The sequence below is a fragment of the Butyricimonas sp. DFI.6.44 genome (genome assembly GCF_022132345.1).
Classification (GTDB): Bacteria; Bacteroidota; Bacteroidia; order Bacteroidales; family Marinifilaceae; genus Butyricimonas; species Butyricimonas muris.
This window is the reverse complement of the sequence record NZ_JAKNJD010000007.1, coordinates 175,173-193,236: the sequence shown is the minus strand read 5'-3', so window position 1 is coordinate 193,236 and position 18,064 is coordinate 175,173. Positions and strand designations below refer to the sequence as shown.

Genomic DNA, 18,064 nt, shown 5'->3' with positions numbered 1-18,064 from the left:
GTGGCAAAACACATCCTCTGGTCTGTAAGGTCTATAAAGTCCATCATGTCATAAAGTCAAGAGTATTTGTGAACCGAAGGTTCGTCTTTTATAGACTAGAGGTGTGTAAAACACACCTCCTTAATTCGTCTTGTAATCGTATTTTACTTTTGCCAGTTCATTGTTGGCGTCAACGATTTTCTTTTTCAAGGATTCTTTGAAATCAACGATTTTCGCTTTTAATGCATTGTCACCCACGGCAAGAATCTGTGCTGCCAATATTCCGGCGTTCATGGCTCCGTTGATGGCTGTGGTGGCGACAGGGATGCCCGGGGGCATTTGGGCGATAGCCAAGAGGGCGTCCATACCGTCGAGGGAGGCATTGATGGGTACTCCGATAACGGGGACGGGAGTCATGGCGGCGATAACACCCGGCAGGTGTGCTGCCATTCCGGCTCCGGCGATGATAACTTCGATGCCCCGTTCGCGAGCGCCTTTGGCGAAGGCTTCCACTTCTGCCGGCGTGCGGTGAGCGGAAAGAGCATTGATTTCGAAAGGTATGCAAAAGTCATTCAATACTTTCGCGGCTTTTTCCATAACGGGTAGATCAGAAGTGCTACCCATGATAATACTTACTTTTGGATCCATATTTTTACCGGATTTTAAATTCAAAGTTGTACTTTTGCGCAAAGTTAAATAAAAAAACGAGTCCGAAGACGGAAAACAGTCATTCGGGAGAAATATTTGTGATATGAAAACAATCAGACTGCATGATCGGGATTTCCGGTTATTGATCGGGGCAGAGGAGATTGAGCAGGCGATAGACCGGGTTGCCCGACAAATGAATAAGGATTTGGCGGGGGAATCTCCCTTGTTTATTGGTGTTCTGAACGGGGCTTTTATGTTCGTGTCCGATTTGCTGAAGAAAATCACGGTGGAAGGGACAGAAATCAGTTTCGTGAAGATTGCCTCGTATGACGGGCTTGCTTCTTCCGGAAACGTGCAGAACTTGATAGGTTTGAAAGAAGATATTGCCGGACGTACTGTCGTGATTTTGGAAGATATGGTAGATTCGGGAGAGTCTATGGTATACTTGAAGCGTATGTTGGAGGAGAGGAACCCGAAACAAGTGAAGATCGCGGCTATGTTTTATAAGCCGGGGGCTTTGAGGTATGACTTGACTCTTGATTACACGTGCATTGCCTTGGGGAACGATTTTGTGGTCGGGCGAGGTTTGGATTACGATGGGTTGGGACGGAATCTACCGGACTTGTATACAATTGAAAGTTGAAAATTGAAAATTGAAAATGACGAGTGAATGATGTCATTTTTAATTTGGAATCTAAAATCATAAATCATAAATCTAAAATAAAAAAGGATGGCATCAACGAACTTTGTCGATTACGTGAAAATTTTCTGTCGTAGCGGAGCCGGTGGACCGGGTTCCATGCATTTGCACCGGGATAAGCGTTCCGCTAAAGGCGGGCCTGACGGGGGAAATGGAGGACGCGGCGGTCACGTGATTTTGCGTGGGAATCGTAATTATTGGACATTGATTCACTTGAAATTCCAACGTCACGTGTTCGCGGGCGACGGGGAGAGTGGAAGCGGTAATTTGTGTACAGGGGCGGACGGGGAAGATGTAATCGTGGACGTGCCTCTCGGGACAGTGGCTCGGGATGCCGACACGGGTGAAACGGTTTGTGAGATTACCCGGGACGGTGAAACGGCTATTGCCGTTCGCGGAGGACGTGGTGGTCTTGGAAACTGGAATTTCCGCTCTGCCACGAATCAGACACCTCGTTACGCGCAACCCGGGGAACCGCGCGTGGAGCGTACCGTGATTATGGAGTTGAAAGTACTTGCCGACGTGGGATTGGTGGGATTCCCGAATGCCGGAAAATCAACCTTGTTGTCCGTGGTGTCGGCAGCGAAACCGGAGATTGCCAATTATCCTTTTACAACGTTGGTACCGAACTTGGGAATCGTGAATTACCGGGATAATCGTTCTTTTGTTATGGCGGATATCCCCGGTATCATTGAGGGGGCTCACCTTGGTAAGGGGTTGGGATTGCGATTCTTGCGTCATATCGAGCGAAATTCGGTATTATTATTTATGGTGCCGTGTGATAGTAAGGACATTCACGAGGAGTACCGGATATTGCTGAACGAGTTGAAGCAATTTAATCCGGAACTGTTGGATAAAAGAAGATTGCTGGCAATCACGAAGTCCGATTTCATAGACCGGGAACTCATGGCGGAAATAGAACAGGACTTGCCGGATATTCCTTACGTTTTTATTTCTTCCGTCACGGGAAGCGGCATCACGGAGTTGAAAGATATGTTGTGGAAGGTACTGAATGATTAGGTTTTTTAATATAATTTTCAAAGAAACGGGTTAACCGAATATGTTAATCGCCGTATATGCATAGGTATTAAAATGAATTGCTTATGAATTACGGTATTAGTGTTTTGTTTCGTTTAATTCCCTTATTGATGGCGTTGATTTGCTTCTTTTTCGGGGGGTATATTTTCGGTTACGGGAATGATGAAGCTCGTTGGGTGGCAGGGCCGGTCGTGTTTTCATTAGGAGTTCTTTGTTTAGCCCTTTATGCCACGGCTGCCACGATCATTCGTCAGTTGATCCACACGTATAATCCTGTGGTGAAGTATTTGTTGCCTGCCATGGGGTATTTGTTTGCCTTGGGTACTATGATTTGGGGGATCACTTTGTTGAACATGGCGGAACCGCAGAATATGTTCGTGCCGGGGCACGTGATTTGCGGGGTGGCATTAATTGCCGGTTGTATCTCTACGGCGGCGACTTCATCGACTAAGTTTACATTGATTCCGGGAAATTCCCACGGGACGAGTGATAAAATTAACCCGGCAGGTTTTTCAGCGACGACGGAATCCACGCTGATTGGAATCACTATCGTGCTGGCTTTGGTGGCATGGGTATGGGCTATCGTTTTATTGTCCGGGGCTTCCGAGGGCGATCATCTGGTTGCCGGGAGTGTCATGGCGGGCTTGGCTTGTATATGCACGAGTCTGATTGGTTTGGTTGCAAGTATTTCCCGTCAGATCAGGAATGATTACGGAGAAAAAGATAGAAAAAATTGGCCTAGACTGGTATTTTTCATGGGGACTATCTGTATTGTAGGGGGAATTGTAGAGTTGTTGGCTGCAGCGGCTCCCGTGAATACTACCGGTTTTATCTTGATTGGCCTCGGGCTGGTTTGTTTCAGTATTTCCAGTAAGGTTCTTTTATTGGCAAAGGTGTGGCGTCAAGAATGTAAATTGGCGAACCGGATACCTTTGATTCCGGTCATGACAGCTTTGTTTGCTCTTTTCTTGGGAGCCTTCCTTTTTGAAGAGGCGTCACTGGATAACGCTTTCTTTGTACCTTCGCGTGTACTGATCGGTTTGGGAGCGATATGCTTTTCCCTGTTCTCGATTGTCAGTATTCTGGAAAGCGGTACATCGAGCAAATAACTATACTTTCGGAGGTTTTGATTTGAGTTTATATTTCGTGTCGTGAGGACTCTCTGCAAAGGGTTCTCACGATTTTTTCGTGTGTACTTTATACATGTTTTGTTTTGAGTTATACAGGCGGTTATTGTTTTAGAAGCTAAAAATTGATTATTTTCGCCGTTGAAATAAATGAAAAAATAATGGCAAAGAAAGAAAAGGTACAGGAGATGTTCAACGGGATTGCCCCCAAGTATGATTTGTTGAACCACTTGTTATCTATGGGGATTGATAAACGTTGGCGGAGAAAAGCGATGAGAGTGGTAGGAGCCGGGCGGAAAGAGTTGGTGTTGGATATCGCTTGCGGTACGGGTGATTTTTCTATTGAGGCGTTGAAGCATGGCGTGAAGCGTGTGATTGGGGCGGATATATCCGAGAATATGTTGGTTGTTGCCCGTGAGAAAGCGAAAAACAAGGGACTGGCAGACCAACTCGATTTCCAGTACGGGGATAGTGAGAATCTTTCGTTCGGGAATAATACTTTTGATGCCGTGACAGTGGCTTTCGGCGTACGTAACTTCGAGCACTTGGAGCAGGGGTTGACGGAAATGTGCCGGGTGTTGCGTCCCGGGGGAAAGGTGGTTATTTTAGAATTTTCCACGCCCGAAAGATTTCCTATGAAACAGCTATACAATTTTTATTTCAGAAATATACTGCCTTTCGTGGGAGGGATTATTTCCGGTAACCGGAAGGCTTACGAGTATTTGCCGGCTTCGGTATTCGCTTTCCCTCAAGGAGAGAAGTTCTTGGAAATCATGCGTCGTTCCGGTTATGCTAATGTTTCTCAGCAACGGTTGACGTTCGGAATCGCCAGTTTATATATCGGGGAGAAATGAAAAAAGCCTCCGTTCGGAGGCTTTTTTCATTTCTTTACCACTCTACTTCATCCCGGTTGATCGGCATGGTCATGCATCTGGCACCTCCTCCTCCGCGGGGAAGTTCCGAACCTTCAATGGTAAGCATGTATTTGTTGTAGTTCTTTAAATCTACTTTATTGCTAATCACGTCACAAGCGCGGATAATCTCGAACCCGGCGTTGCTCATGGCTTCCACGGTATAATTGTTACGAGCGTAACCGATGACTTTACCCGGTGCCACGCAGAAGAAGTTTGCACCACTGTGCCATTGTTCTCTTTCCATGTTCCAAGTTTCGTCCTCGCCGCCACAATACACGGGCTCCAAGTCTATTCCCAGTTTTTTCAACGCATGTAACAAGGTTTTCTCCCTGCGGATACTGATTAATTTGCCGTGTTGAATCTTGATATGCACGGTCTGGTAGTTGCCCGGGCTCATAATCAGGGGCTCGTAAACCATACATTTGTCTTTATCCAAGAAGGTAAATACCATATCCAAGTGGATGAATGATTCCGGAGAATGGGGTAATTCCTGTACCAGAATATGTTGTACTTTATCTTCGTTCCGGTTGATGAAGTTGTACATCAGTGCATCGATACCGCGAGTGGTGGTACGTGCCCCGTTACCGATTACTAAAATATCGTCACGAGCGATCAGAACGTCACCTCCCTCGATTGTTAATTTGCGGGTGGGGTCGTTTGTCGTGTTCAAATTAAGGGTGCGTGTTTTGAACCCGGGGGTGAAATCAAAAATAGACTGCATAATCACGGCTTCACGATCACGTACTGCATTTGCCATGCGGCCGATGAGTACCTCGTTGTACATGCTCATGGATGCATCGCGAGTGAAGAAGAAATTATGCAACGGACGCAGGTCATACCAATCTTTATTCAGGAATTTGGTCAACGTGTCCCGTTTCATTTCCACCCCTTCGATGAGTAAACGGGCTAAATCTTCTGCATCTTCATCCAATAATTTATCCTTGATCGAACCTTTGGGTGTTTCTTCCGCGATAAAAGGTTCTATTTTTTCGATGCGGTTGAGCACTTCCAACTTGATGGCATCGTCCTTTAAAATGTTAGTTAGTAAGTCTCTTACTTGATAAGTTTTCGTGATCTTACCCAAGACTTCACTGAGCTGTTTGTATTCTTTTCGTGCAATTGATAGATTTAAAATATCGCTGTAGAGCGCTCTCTCAGCGTTTTCAGGAGTCATGTTTTCTACCTCCTCGCCTGGTGTATGGAGGATAACTCCATTCAGTTTTCCGATTTCGGATTGAACATTTACCTCAACAATCTTAGACATAAATTGGTTTTTTTGATTACATGACAAAAATACGATATAATGAATGATAAACCTTATAAATCACCACTATAATTATGCAAAAGTTGAAAATAATTATGCACGGCGGGAGAAAAAAAGAAGAAAGGGATACACTCGGTATCCCTTTCTGTATACCCGAAGAGTTGTCCGGCCTCTCCGAGCTGGTTGCATTTTCAAATATCTTGAATGTATGAACACCTCTTTCTACTTGGTTTTTCGAAAGGAATTCAATACATAATATTTTTTAAAACTAGGCTACACACTTAATTCGACACAAAAATATGATATTTAATTTGGAAAAACAAGTATTTTATACATATTTGATTTTAATAGTTTTTCTTCCTTGTTCGAGGTGAATTTCTGTCCAATTCAGTTATCGGGCTAGAATAGACTATAGTTATACCATGTATTTTGCTATTATTAAATTTTATTCAAATTCAATTTAAATTCTATTATTCAACCTTTATAATAGGGGATGAATGGGAGTTGAATGGGAATTGAATGGGAGTTGATATTAATCAAGTATAAGTCACGTATATCAAATATATTTATTATTTAACTTATTTTGACTTAAACACGAGAGAAATTTGGTTCTCTCGTGTCCATTATTTTATTTTGGCGTGTTTTTCAGATATCCAGTTTGACAACCGTGATTCCTGAGCCTCCCATTTGCACGTGTTCGTCCCCGCAATGACCGACGACGGGATTCGTTCTCAAGTAATCCCTGATAATCTGCCGAAGGGCACCGGTACCCGTCCCGTGCAGGATACGCAAGTCTTTCATGTTCAGCATGACAGCCGAGTCTATAAATTCGGCTACTTTCATGAGAGCCTCGTCCCCCCGCAATCCGCGGACGTCAATTTCCGGCTTGAAGTCCATGCGTTTCTGGCTGATGTTTTCCAGATAGGACGAGGTGCTTTGCCGCGGCTTGCTTTGTGCTATTTTTTTTGCCACGCTGTTGGATACTTTTGTTAGACGTTCCGTTTTCACGGTTGTCATCAGTCCGCCTAGGGCAATCACGGCGCTTTTATCATTGATTTCGATAATTTCGCCGATAGCTTTATTGTCGAGTTGCACGAGATCTCCTTTATTGAGTGCGAGTGTTTTTCGGGTTTCTTGTTCCGGCGTGGCGGTTTGCGGTTGTTTTCCCCGTTCTTGACGTTTCTTTTCCCGGTTCTTCAGTTTCTCGATTTTCTTTTGAAGACGTTCTTCTTCGCCTTGTTCTTCCGCGAGGAGGCGTTGTTTTTCTTCTTCAAAGGCAGCCTTTGCCAATTTCGTTTGCTCTTTTTCTGCTTGGCTTTCCTTGATTTCCCGGATGGTTCTCTCTATCGTGCTGTTCGCACCGGATATGATTTCCTTTGCTTTTTCCTGCGCTTCTTTGATAATCTCTTTTCTTAATTTGGAAGCATCATCCAGTTCTTTCTTGTAACGCTCCAGCACTTCTTCAAGGCGTTTTTCGTTGTCGTGAATGCGTTTCCGTTTTTCTTCCCAGTACCGTTTGTCCCGTAGAATTTCTTTCAAGTGCTTGTCGAAGTTGACCCTGTCTTCCCCGATTTTGCCGGCGGCATCGTCGAGAATCTCCTTCGGGAGTCCTATCTTCTTGGCTATCTCGAACGCGAAAGAGGAACCCGGTTTGCCGATTTCCAATTGGAACAAGGGAAGCATCCGGTGGGAATCGTATAGCATGGCACCGTTCACGATGCCCGGGGCAGAGGAGGCAAAGTGCTTCAAGTTAGTGTAGTGGGTAGTGATAACTCCTTTCACTTGGTTCTGGTTCAAAGCGTTCAGTATTGCTTCGGCAATGGCTCCTCCCAGCATGGGTTCCGTGCCCGTTCCGAACTCGTCGATTAGGATTAATGTATCGTCTGACGCGTAACGCACGAAATTTTTCATGTTCACCAGATGGGAGCTATACGTACTCAAATCGTTTTCGAGTGATTGTTCGTCACCCATGTCAATAAGTATCTTGCGGAATATCCCGAATTTACTTGATTCTTCCACGGGTACGGGAATGCCGCATTGGAACATGTACTGCAAGAGTCCGGCGGTTTGCAAACAAACGGATTTACCCCCGGCGTTAGGGCCGGAGATTAGGACGATACGTTGTTCCTTGTTGAGCTCGATATCCAGAGGTACGACTTCCTTGCCGTTGGCTTTTAAACTAAGGTATAACAGGGGATGTTTTGCCTTGTACCATAACATCTCGGGACGATTCTCGAAAACGGGTACGATGGCGTTTACCCGAATGGCGAAAAGTGCTTTCGAGCGAACGAAGTCCACGAAAGCCATGAAATCGTATGCCGGGATCAAGTCGTCGATATAGGGACGTATGTCATCCGCGAACTGGCGGAGGATACGGGTGATTTCCCGTTTTTCTTCTAGCTGCAACTCCCGGATCTCGTTGTTGGTTTCGATGATTTCCGTGGGTTCGATATATGATGTTTTTCCGGTTGTCGATTCATCATGCACGATACCGTTTATTTTTCGTTTGTAGGCGGCGGGAACGGGAATAACCATTCTGCCGTCACGGATGGATATGTTCGTGTCTTTGTCTGCCCAGCCCTCTTCCTGTGCTTTCTGCAATAAGGCTTGCATGCGGCGGGATATTCCGGATTGTTTTTTTGTGATACTATGCCGGATATTTGCGAGGGCAGGGGAGGCGGAGTCTTTTATCGTGCCGAATTTGGAAACGATGGAATCCAGACGCTGCAATATATACGGGAATACACGTATGTCCCCGGCACGAGCGACCAGTGAAGGGTATTGTTCCTGTTTGTTGTTGAAAAAACGGGTAATGGCGTTCAATGATTCCAGCGAGTTTTTTAGTATTACCAGTTCGTTTACTTCCAGAAATAGCCCTTCGACTCTTACGCGAGCGAGAAAAGGACGGGCATCGTGATAATAAGATACCGGGAAATTCTCTTCTTCCTGACAGATGCGTATAAATTCCGCCGTTTCGGAGAGTGAGGTGCGAATCCAGTCCGCGTCGGATGAAAACGTGATATTGTCTACCAGTTCACGTCCCATGTCACTCAGGCTGTTGTTGCTGATAAGTTGTCTTATTTTGTCGAATTTTATTTTTGTCTCGAAATTTTCAGGATAAACCATACTAATTGAAAATTGAAAATGCAAAATTGAAAATGATTAATAAACAAGGGAGAAGTTGAAGCTCTCGCCTTGACTGGTTTGGATTACAAGTCGATCGGCGGGAGAGAACGCGGTGTTCTCGTTTCCGGTGTAGCGGATGATGAGGTTGCCGATCATTCCTTTCTCCATGGTGAAGGGGGTGTAATCTACTTCTAGGTAGTCGGGTTTGACGATGGATGTAATGGATATATTTTTTTTGCCGGTATTGATCATATTCACGATTTGTTGTTTTGTTTTTAATTGGTTTATGGAGATGGTGTCCGTGTTGACGCGTAACTCTCCCGCTGTGAAGGGATATTCTTTATCTATGTCTGCGGGTTTGCCCACGACTTCTCCGTTTAATTTTAAGACAAGATTGGGCGGGTTACCATTGGTGTACACGATAATTTTCTTGGAGAAGGTACCGGGACGGTCTTTCGGGTTGAAGACCACGGAGATGGTTCCGCTGTCCTGTGGCAGGATCGGACGGCGGTTCCATTTTGGAACAGTACATCCACAAGTCGTTTCCACGTATTTTATTAGTAACGGTGCTTTGCCCTTGTTCACGAATTTGAAGTTATACGTGATTTTTCCTCCGGTTTCCTGTACCAGACCTGCGTCGATCGTGTTTTTCTCGAACGCGATCTTGGCTTTCTGTCCGAACGCGAGAGCCGGAATGAATAGCATGATGAAGTATATTAGTGTTTTCCCTTTTCTGCTCATGTCGTTGTAATTTTGAGTACAAAAATACAAAAAGGGATGGAAAAGATTGTTTGATGTCGGAATAAAGTGTATCTTTGCAGCGTTAAAATAATTTTTAAATTTAAAGAACTGAACATCATGTATTTGACATCAGAAAAGAAAGAAGAACTTTTTTCACAGTACGGGAAGTCTAATAAAGATACCGGCTCTGTTGAGTCACAAGTAGCTTTATTTTCCTACCGTATCGCTCATTTGACCGAGCATTTAAAGAAAAACCACAAAGATTTCGCTACTCAAAGATCTTTGATTAAATTGGTTGGAAAACGTAGAGCGTTGCTTGATTACATGAAGAAGAAAGATATCGAGAGATATCGTGCTATCGTGAAAGCATTGAATTTACGTAAGTAATTACATACCGGACGCTCCGGGTTACCCGGAGCGTCTTTTTATTAAAATCCTCCCCTCCTCCTCCTTTTATCTTAAAGAATTCCGTTAAAATGTTTTATATTTTAACAGTATTATTATTTCTATGAATGTAATTGAAAAAAGCATTACCCTGAAAGATGGTAGGGTAATTACGCTAGAGACCGGGAAGCTCGCCAAACAAGCCGATGGGGCTGTTATGTTGAAGATGGGCGATACGATGCTTCTGGCTACGGTTGTTTCTGCACAGGATGCAGGTCCGGACGTGGACTTTATGCCTTTGTCCGTGGATTATAAAGAAAAGTTCGCTTCTCTGGGACGTTTCCCGGGAGGATTTACTCGCAGGGAGGGAAGAAGTTCCGATTACGAGATTCTGGTATCCCGCTTGATAGACCGCGCGTTGCGTCCCTTGTTCCCGGATGATTACCATGCCGAGACTTTCGTGCAGGTAACATTGTATTCGGGCGATGCCGAGACGATGCCGGATTGTTTGGCAGGATTGGCAGCATCTGCCGCTATTGCCGTGAGTGATATTCCTTTCCACGGACCGATTTCCGAAGTTCGTGTAGCCCGTGTGGATGGCGAGTTGGTGATTAACCCGACCAGAAGCCAGTTGGCGACGGCTGATTTGGATATTATGGTTGCCGCTACTTACGAGAATATTATGATGGTGGAGGGTGAGATGAACGAGGTGTCCGAGAAAGAGATGCTGGAGGCTATTATCTTCGCTCATGAGGCAATAAAAGAGCATTGTCGGGTGCAAGAGGAATTGGCTGCGGCTGTCGGTAAAGAGAAACGGGTTTACTGTCACGAAGTGAATGACGAGGAACTTCGTAAAGATATTTGGGCTAAATGCTATGATAAGGCTTACGCTATGGCACGCCAGTGCAACGCGGATAAACATTTGCGCGAGAGATTGTTCACGCAAGTGAAAGATGAGTATTTGGAATCTCTTCCGGAAGAGGAAAGAGAGGAGAAGAAGATGCTTGTCGGTCGTTATTATCATGACGTGGAGAAAGAAGCTGTACGTAGAATGATTTTGGACGAGGGATTGCGTCTGGACGGTCGTACTACCGAGCAGATTCGTCCTATCTGGTGTGAGGCAGGTCCTCTACCCGGACCTCACGGGTCATCTATCTTTACTCGCGGTGAAACACAGGCATTGGCTACCGTTACTTTGGGAACCAAACTCGATGAAAAGATTATTGATGAGGCCACGGAACAAGGAAAAGAAAAATTCTTGTTGCACTATAATTTCCCGCCGTTCTCCACGGGTGAGGCAAAGGCTTCTCGTGGTGTGGGACGTCGTGAAATAGGTCATGGGAATTTGGCTCACCGCGCGTTGAAGCGTATGTTGCCGGATGGTTATCCTTACTCCGTGCGTATCGTTTCGGATATTTTGGAATCTAACGGTTCGTCTTCCATGGCTACCGTGTGTGCCGGAACATTGGCATTGATGGATGCCGGTATTCCAATCAAGAAACCGGTAACGGGTATCGCAATGGGATTGATTACCGATAATGAAAAATATGCCGTGTTGTCGGATATCTTGGGTGACGAGGATCACTTGGGGGATATGGACTTCAAGGTAACCGGAACCGTGGATGGAATCACCGCTACCCAGATGGATATCAAGGTTGACGGACTTCCTTACGAGATTTTGGAGAAAGCTTTGGAGCAAGCAAAACAGGGACGTTTGCATATCATGAATATTATCAAAGAAACCTTACCTGAGCCTCGTCCGGAGTTGAAACCGCACGCTCCGCGTATGGTGACTCTCACGGTGGATAAAGACCAGATCGGTGCTATCATTGGTCCCGGTGGAAAGATTATTCAAGATATTCAAGAGAAATCCGGTGCCGTTATCGTTATCGAGGAAGTGGGTAATCAAGGTATCGTGGATATTTCTGCCAGCAACGCCGAGGCTATCGAGATCGCGGTTGCCCGTATCAAAGCTATCGCTAGCAAGCCGGAGGTTGGGGAAGTTTATGAAGGTGTCGTGAAAACGATCACTGCATTCGGTGCTTTCGTTGAATTCATGCCCGGTAAAGACGGATTGCTGCACGTTTCTGAAATCGATCACAAACGTATTGAAAAAGTGGAAGATGCCTTGAAAGAAGGTGATAAGGTTCGCGTGAAATTGATCGATATAGATCCTAAAACCGGTAAGTTCAAACTTTCTCGGAAAGTGTTACTTCCGAAACCTGAAGGGATGGAGCAACAAAACGATCGTCCCCGTGGTGATCGTCAGGATCGCGGAGAGCGTCAAGACCGCGGCCCAAGACAGGATAGAGGTCCTCGCCATGACAGAGGTCCGAGACCGGAAAGAAGAGATAGAGAATAGATAGAAAGGGGCTTAACGCCCCTTTCGTTTTTAAAGTTTATAAGGTTTTTAAGGTTCATAAAGTAACGGGTATCCTTCGGGCAAAGTTTATCGGCAGTTCTGCTGCCGTAGGTAAAGCCTACGTTAGGGAGTTATACTTTATAAACTTTATGAACCTTATAAACTTTATGAACTATTTCATTATCTTTGTGCAAATGAAATATTGTATAATATGGAAAATAGATTAAATGTAGGTATCACGCATGGAGATGTAAACGGAATATCTTATGAATTGATCATAAAACTGTTGGCAGAGAACCGGATTTGTGAGTTGTGTGTTCCTATTCTATACGGGTCGCCCAAAGTGGCTGCCTACTACCGGAAGGTATTAAACGTGGAGAATTTTAATTTGAACACGATTCGGGAACCTAGAGAGGCGAACGGGAAAAGATCTAATATTATCAATTGTGTGGATGACAACGTGAAAGTGGATTTAGGTAAGGAGACTCCTGATTCGGATCAAGCCTCGATGATTGCTTTAAAATACGCTCTGGATCAGTTGGAGCGTAACGAGATTGACGTGTTGACGTTGGCTCCTCAAGGACCGGAAAGTTTTCTAAAGGAAGAGGCAAATTCTTTGGCAGAATATTTGTCAAAACGTTATAATACTTCCGAGGCTATGTCACTTTTCGTGAGCGAGAAGATGAAAATGGGATTCGTGACGGAATATTCAAAATTACGTGATGTACCTCACCAGATTACACGGAAGAATATCTTGAAAAAATTGATGTTGTTGGATGATACATTGAGAATTGATTTCACGATATCAAAACCTAAAATTGCCGTGTTGGGTTTGAATCCTCAAGTGAACTGCGGACAGAATGGTGATGAAGAGATAGATGTTATCGTGCCGGCTATCGAGCAGGCTCGGCAAGAGGGAATCATGGCAATAGGCCCATTCTCCGCCGATAGGTTCTTCTCCGAGAAGATGTACGAGAAGTTTGATGCCGTTCTCGCAATGTATTACGATCAAGGAGTGGCAGCGTTTAAGGCAATAGATGAAGAAAGTGCCGCTTGTTATGTAGCCGGACTTCCCGTGATTTGTTCTACCTCCTTGACGGAGCCCGGTTATGATATCGTAGGACAGAATATAGGTGATGAGCAAGGAATGCGTAACGCTCTTTATCTGGCAATGGATGTGTTTGTACACCGGGAACAGAATATTGAGTTACAGAAAAATCCTCTTCCGCATTATGATATTGCGTCGAATAGTAACGAGAGCGATTTGAATGTTGAACAGATTGAAGGAGTTAAGGTTGAGCTTGATGATTAGAGCATGAAAAAAGCCGCAATTGCGGCTTTTTTCATGCTTCTGCGACCAGTTCCGCTATATCTCGAACCGGAATCTCGGTTGAAGTTTTGCTTAATGTTTTCTTGCATAGCGGGCATGCCGTTACGATTACATCCGGATGATAAGCGGCGTAAGCTTTTACCGTGTCCCCGCTGATTTTTGTTTTTTGTTTGGAATCGATAGCCGTGTTTGCTAGGCTGCCACCACAACAAAGTGATTTTTTGCCGTCGTACACGGTTGTTATCTTGTAACTTACTTGATTCAACACGTTTTCCGGGGCACTCACGATCCGACTTCCTCGTCCCAATTCGCAAGGATTGTGGAACACGGTTTTCAGATCCATGTTGTTGACCTTTAGTTGCCCGTTCCGAAGTAGCATTTCGATGTATTCCGTGTGATGCATCACTTTTGCCTTCAAGGTATAATCCTCTTTGAAGGTTTTGTAGCATATCGGGCAGGAGGTGACAAGTATATCGGCGTTTGACGCCTCGATCATTTCCTGATTTTTGTCCATAACAACTTGAGCTGCTTGCCAATTTCCCGAAAGAGCTAACGGGCGTCCGCAACAGACTCCGGCTTTTTCGTCAATAAACGAGTAATCGACGTTAGCTTTCGCGAATATCTGCTGCATGGATTTGATAATTCCGGGAGTGAGGTGACTCATACAACCGGCAAAGTAAGCTACTTTCGCCGTTTTTACTTGCGGTTGTGGCACGTAAGTGTACGTGTCTTTCGTCACACGAATGGTATCCGGGCGTTGACTTTGCCGGATGGCGTTCAAATTGATTCCCACGGGGCATGATTCTTCGCAACGACCGCACATCAAGCAATCTTCGGCTTGTTGAGAGAGTGGTTCGTGATTACGAATACGGCGTAAGAAATAGACCGGTTGCGTGTCATTGATACCACATGAGCTGTTCAATTGACACGTGTTGATACAGATTCCGCAACGGGAGCAGGAGTTGACTTGTATTTTACTGAACCCGTTGTATTCTCTACCTTGTTTTACTCCCCAGTTCTTCAAGAAAATATATACCATTTCCGTGGGAATGTGCATATAGCGCGAAAAGGGTAATAACAAGAAAAATAACCCGAGAAGGGATGAATAAACCCACCATGCCGGATAGGATAGGTGTTCCAACGGGAGGAAGCCGCTAAAGAAGTTTCCCGCGTTATACGTGAGAAAACTTCCCCCGCCATTCAAACCGCTCGTGAAACTTTCGGCAAGAAATCGTACCGGGAAAATCAACCAGAGTACGGTCAGTATCAATAAGTCGTACGCTCTCTGTTTGGTTGTTTTCTTCATCCCGAAAAGGCGGGAATAGAATCGCTTGGTAACAGCTAATCCTATGCCGATTAACAAGAATAGCAGGATTAAATCCATCAAGAATGCAAAAGTTTCGCTGTAAGGGAAGGTTTCATTAGCCGGGTGGAAATACCGGAAAAAGATGGCAAAATAGGGGGGATTAAATGCACTGGTATGGTATATCATGGACTCGATTTTCCCGACAACTATCAGCAGAAACCAACCGAAAGCGAAGGTCATGTGCATGTAACCCAGCATCGGGTTGGTTTTGAATATATTGTGATGTAGCAAACTCTCCCGGAATATTTCCCACCCGGAACGAATCGTTTGCAAGGAGAATAACCCTTTACGGATTTTCTTGCGTTCCTCCTTGGGAAAACTCTTAATCCACTTGTAGTATTTGATACACAAGTAGACCAGTAGCGTTATAAGCCCAATCGTGAAAGGTAGGACAAAATGGTCGTAGTACATAGCTTCAATCTTCTAGTTTATGGTTATTTCTTATGAAATTCAGCATTTCGAGTATCATTTTTCGGGTTTCCACGCCTCTTGGACATACTAGCATGCACTTCCCGCACAGCATACATTTTTGCAGTTGCTCTTTGGTGTCTTTCGTTTCACCCCGTTTCATGAGCATTTGCACTTTACGGATGTTGAAGTTCGTGAGGTTCCCGGCGGTACAACCGGCAGTACATCCCCCGCAACCGATGCAGAGCTTGCTGCTCGGGACGGTCTTGGCAATGTATTCTGTCATCGCCTTGTCGTTTCTGTCGTAATTGATACTCCTCGTTTCCGATATGCTATATCCCCAGAAATTTATCATACCCTTTTAATTTTAGATTTTAAATTTTAGATTTAAGATTCCAACCACACGGGCTGACGCTTTTTGCGTTTTTAATTCTAAATCATAAATTATTTAAGTATTGTGTTATTGAACTCGCGGCAGAGCGGGCATCTGCCAGCGTATCGGTCAGGTTCATCGGGGCACTTCCGCATCCTGCCACGAAGACGCCTTCCATGTTGGTGAAGTTATTCCGGTAGTGCGGGTCTTGTGACTGGATAAATCCGTTTGGAGCTAGATTCAAACCTAATTTTTCCGCGGTCTGACGGGTGCCTTCCGAGGATTCCATGCCGACCAACAATATCATCATGTCCAACGCCATCCGTAACGGTTTCCCGACAAGTGTATCTTCGACTTTGATTTGCAGTTGTTTTTGCATATTCTCGGCGGCCTCGGACAATCGCCCGCGGATAAATTTGATGTTATTTTTCTCTTGGGCATCGCGGTACATTTCCTCGTATCCCGGACCGAACATACGCATGTCCATGTAGAAACAGAGGATTTCTGCTTCAGGTAACAATTCCCGTATCTCGATAGCTTGTTTCACTCCCGTGATACAGCAGAGTTTGGAACAGTGGTAATTACATACCTTTTCGTCACGGGAACCCACGCAATGGATGATTCCAACCCGTTTCGGGGTATGTCCGTCAGCCATCGTGATGGCGTGATTGTAGAACATGTTTTCCAATTCTACGGAAGTGATGACGTTCTCGTATATCCCGTACCCGTATTCTTCTTTTCGCCGGGCATCGAATGTTTTGAATCCGGTAGCGACCAAAAGCGAGTCACCTTCCAAGAGGCTTCCGTCTGACAGGGGAACGTTGAATTTCCCGTTTTTATCTTTCTCGATGTTGGTTGGTTCCATCCCGAGATGAAGCCGGATATTCGGGTGTTCCAAGTGTCTTTTTAGTATCGTGTTTAAATCTTTAGCGTATTTGCGGTCGGGGAACAATTGATACCAATTATTCAAGTTGCCACCTGTTTCGTTGTTCTTCTCGACCAACTCTACTTCGACACCTTGATTTGCCAATTGGTGTGCTGCCTCACAGCCTGCCGGACCTCCACCGATGATGATGACTTTTGCCATGTATTCAATTGAAAATTGAAAATTGAAAATTGAAAATGAATGACTTCATGGTTCTTTTTTCAATTTTGCGGTTTAACATTATAAATTTGCAACTCTCAAGTACGTGGGACATTTCGGGGTGCCTATGTTTTCCCCTCGTGCGTTTTTGTATTTTGCGTCCGGATCGTAAGGGATTCCCATCTTGTCTAACAAGGGTTCCACGGATACTTGGTGCATCTGCAAGCCGATTTCCCACGGATCGTAACCCAATACCAACGCGGCAAGTTCCTCGTAGGTCAGCACGGGAATGCCGTACCCGTCCTGCCCGTAGGTGGTGCCTTCCATTTCACTGATAGTGTATTGCCATTTATCCATGAACATGGCGCATCCCGGGCAATTAGCCACGATAAAGTCGGGTTGATACGGTTGCATGGATTCGAATTTCTTTTTCGAGTTCGCCACGGAGTATCCCCGGTTTGCCATAACAAGGTATTGACGGAAACCGAACCCGCAACAGTGTCTTCTTTCCGGGTAATCAATCACGTCGCCGCCCCACGCGTAGATTAACCCGGACAGTACGGCGGGAAATTCAGCTCCCCCGATCCCTTTCGTGGGGAACATTTTGGAGTAGTGGCACCCGATGTGGTCGACCCCTCTTAGCGGTCTTCCCGTGTGGACGTCCACCAGTTTGTGTTTGGATTGCTCGGCAATTTCGTTTCTGAATTTATAGACGATATCCGAGGTGTGTGCCAGATTTTTCGGTTTCTTGAATTCCCGTTTCGTAGCTTTCCACAAGTATTCGCGGATCTTTTCTTCAATTTCCGGATGGTGTTCCCACGTTTCCAGAATCTCTGTATATATTCCGAAAGAGGTAATGCACGAGGGAGTCATGTTCTCGTATCCTGCTTCTGTCATCAGTGCGAAGTGGCGTGCCACCACGGTCATGATCGTTTCCGCCGGAACAATATCGGAATGATACCCGATCCCGGTACATGTCGTGTGGCGCGGGTCGTCGATGATATCTTTACCCAGTCTGTTCTTCATGATGTCCAAATACGCCCATTCCGAACCCGGGAAGAACGTCTGCCGGATACAACTCCTCGCGTAGAAATAATGATCATCCGCGATCTCTTTCTGATAATCATTCCATATCTGTTGTTTTCCCTCTAAATTCATCTTCCAATTTTAGATTTTAAATTTTAGATTTTAAATTGGGGATTCATTTTCAATTTTGCATT

Annotated in this window: 15 protein-coding genes; 7 read left to right on the top strand and 8 right to left on the bottom strand. The window is 45.1% G+C overall.

All coding sequences use genetic code 11. The features are described 5' to 3' along the window. Positions 1-120 precede the first annotated feature (120 nt). Positions 121-627: a 5-(carboxyamino)imidazole ribonucleotide mutase gene (gene purE, locus L0M98_RS11320; RefSeq protein WP_099293760.1), complete on the bottom strand. Its 507-nt coding sequence runs from the start codon at positions 625-627 to the stop codon at positions 121-123. Between the two features lie 103 nt (positions 628-730). On the opposite strand from purE, the gene L0M98_RS11315 reads away from it, so the two are divergent. The 4 genes from L0M98_RS11315 to ubiE all read left to right on the top strand — a co-directional run bounded on the left by L0M98_RS11315 (position 731) and on the right by ubiE (position 4,346). After that, the gene (locus L0M98_RS11315) at positions 731-1,270 is read left to right on the top strand and encodes a phosphoribosyltransferase (protein ID WP_227215945.1); all 540 of its coding nucleotides are present in this window, start codon (positions 731-733) and stop codon (positions 1,268-1,270) included. An 87-nt stretch (positions 1,271-1,357) separates the two neighbouring features. Continuing rightward, positions 1,358-2,347, top strand: a complete 990-nt coding sequence (obgE, locus tag L0M98_RS11310) for a GTPase ObgE (RefSeq protein ID WP_099293756.1) — start codon at positions 1,358-1,360, stop codon at positions 2,345-2,347. Positions 2,348-2,430: 83 nt separating this feature from the next. Continuing rightward, positions 2,431-3,474 carry a DUF2776 family protein gene (locus L0M98_RS11305; RefSeq protein WP_099293754.1) on the top strand — a complete coding sequence of 348 codons (1,044 nt, stop codon included), beginning with the start codon at positions 2,431-2,433 and terminating at the stop codon, positions 3,472-3,474. A gap of 179 nt (positions 3,475-3,653) precedes the next feature. Beyond that, positions 3,654-4,346 (top strand): bifunctional demethylmenaquinone methyltransferase/2-methoxy-6-polyprenyl-1,4-benzoquinol methylase UbiE, encoded by a 693-nt coding sequence (ubiE, locus tag L0M98_RS11300; RefSeq protein WP_227215944.1) that lies wholly within the window; start codon positions 3,654-3,656, stop codon positions 4,344-4,346. 34 nt (positions 4,347-4,380) lie between these two features. Here ubiE and L0M98_RS11295 read toward each other — a convergent pair whose 3' ends face one another. The 3 genes from L0M98_RS11295 to L0M98_RS11285 form a co-directional block, all read right to left on the bottom strand. Further along, positions 4,381-5,670: an arginine deiminase gene (locus L0M98_RS11295; RefSeq protein WP_227215943.1), complete on the bottom strand. Its 1,290-nt coding sequence runs from the start codon at positions 5,668-5,670 to the stop codon at positions 4,381-4,383. A 645-nt stretch (positions 5,671-6,315) separates the two neighbouring features. Further along, complete coding sequence (locus tag L0M98_RS11290) at positions 6,316-8,796, bottom strand: endonuclease MutS2 (protein ID WP_227215942.1); 2,481 nt, start codon at positions 8,794-8,796, stop codon at positions 6,316-6,318. A 36-nt stretch (positions 8,797-8,832) separates the two neighbouring features. Further along, entirely contained in the window at positions 8,833-9,537 is a 705-nt protein-coding gene (locus L0M98_RS11285; protein ID WP_227215941.1) for a DUF1573 domain-containing protein, read from the bottom strand. Positions 9,538-9,654: 117 nt separating this feature from the next. Here L0M98_RS11285 and rpsO point away from each other — a divergent pair, with 117 nt between their 5' ends. The 3 genes from rpsO to L0M98_RS11270 all read left to right on the top strand — a co-directional run bounded on the left by rpsO (position 9,655) and on the right by L0M98_RS11270 (position 13,595). Beyond that, positions 9,655-9,924 (top strand): 30S ribosomal protein S15, encoded by a 270-nt coding sequence (rpsO, locus tag L0M98_RS11280; protein WP_099293740.1) that lies wholly within the window; start codon positions 9,655-9,657, stop codon positions 9,922-9,924. Between the two features lie 121 nt (positions 9,925-10,045). Continuing rightward, the gene (pnp, locus tag L0M98_RS11275) at positions 10,046-12,283 is read left to right on the top strand and encodes a polyribonucleotide nucleotidyltransferase (protein WP_227215940.1); all 2,238 of its coding nucleotides are present in this window, start codon (positions 10,046-10,048) and stop codon (positions 12,281-12,283) included. A 211-nt stretch (positions 12,284-12,494) separates the two neighbouring features. Continuing rightward, a complete protein-coding gene (locus L0M98_RS11270; protein ID WP_227215939.1) occupies positions 12,495-13,595 on the top strand; it encodes a PdxA family dehydrogenase in 1,101 nt (366 codons plus the stop codon). A gap of 31 nt (positions 13,596-13,626) precedes the next feature. Here L0M98_RS11270 and L0M98_RS11265 read toward each other — a convergent pair whose 3' ends face one another. The 4 genes from L0M98_RS11265 to L0M98_RS11250 form a co-directional block, all read right to left on the bottom strand. Further along, positions 13,627-15,390 (bottom strand): (Fe-S)-binding protein, encoded by a 1,764-nt coding sequence (locus tag L0M98_RS11265; RefSeq protein ID WP_227215938.1) that lies wholly within the window; start codon positions 15,388-15,390, stop codon positions 13,627-13,629. Between the two features lie 4 nt (positions 15,391-15,394). Continuing rightward, complete coding sequence (locus tag L0M98_RS11260; protein WP_227215937.1) at positions 15,395-15,742, bottom strand: 4Fe-4S dicluster domain-containing protein; 348 nt, start codon at positions 15,740-15,742, stop codon at positions 15,395-15,397. 82 nt (positions 15,743-15,824) lie between these two features. Further along, a complete protein-coding gene (locus tag L0M98_RS11255) occupies positions 15,825-16,847 on the bottom strand; it encodes an FAD-dependent oxidoreductase (RefSeq protein ID WP_227215936.1) in 1,023 nt (340 codons plus the stop codon). A gap of 78 nt (positions 16,848-16,925) precedes the next feature. After that, a complete protein-coding gene (locus tag L0M98_RS11250; RefSeq protein ID WP_227215935.1) occupies positions 16,926-18,002 on the bottom strand; it encodes a CoB--CoM heterodisulfide reductase iron-sulfur subunit B family protein in 1,077 nt (358 codons plus the stop codon). Positions 18,003-18,064: the final 62 nt, after the last annotated feature.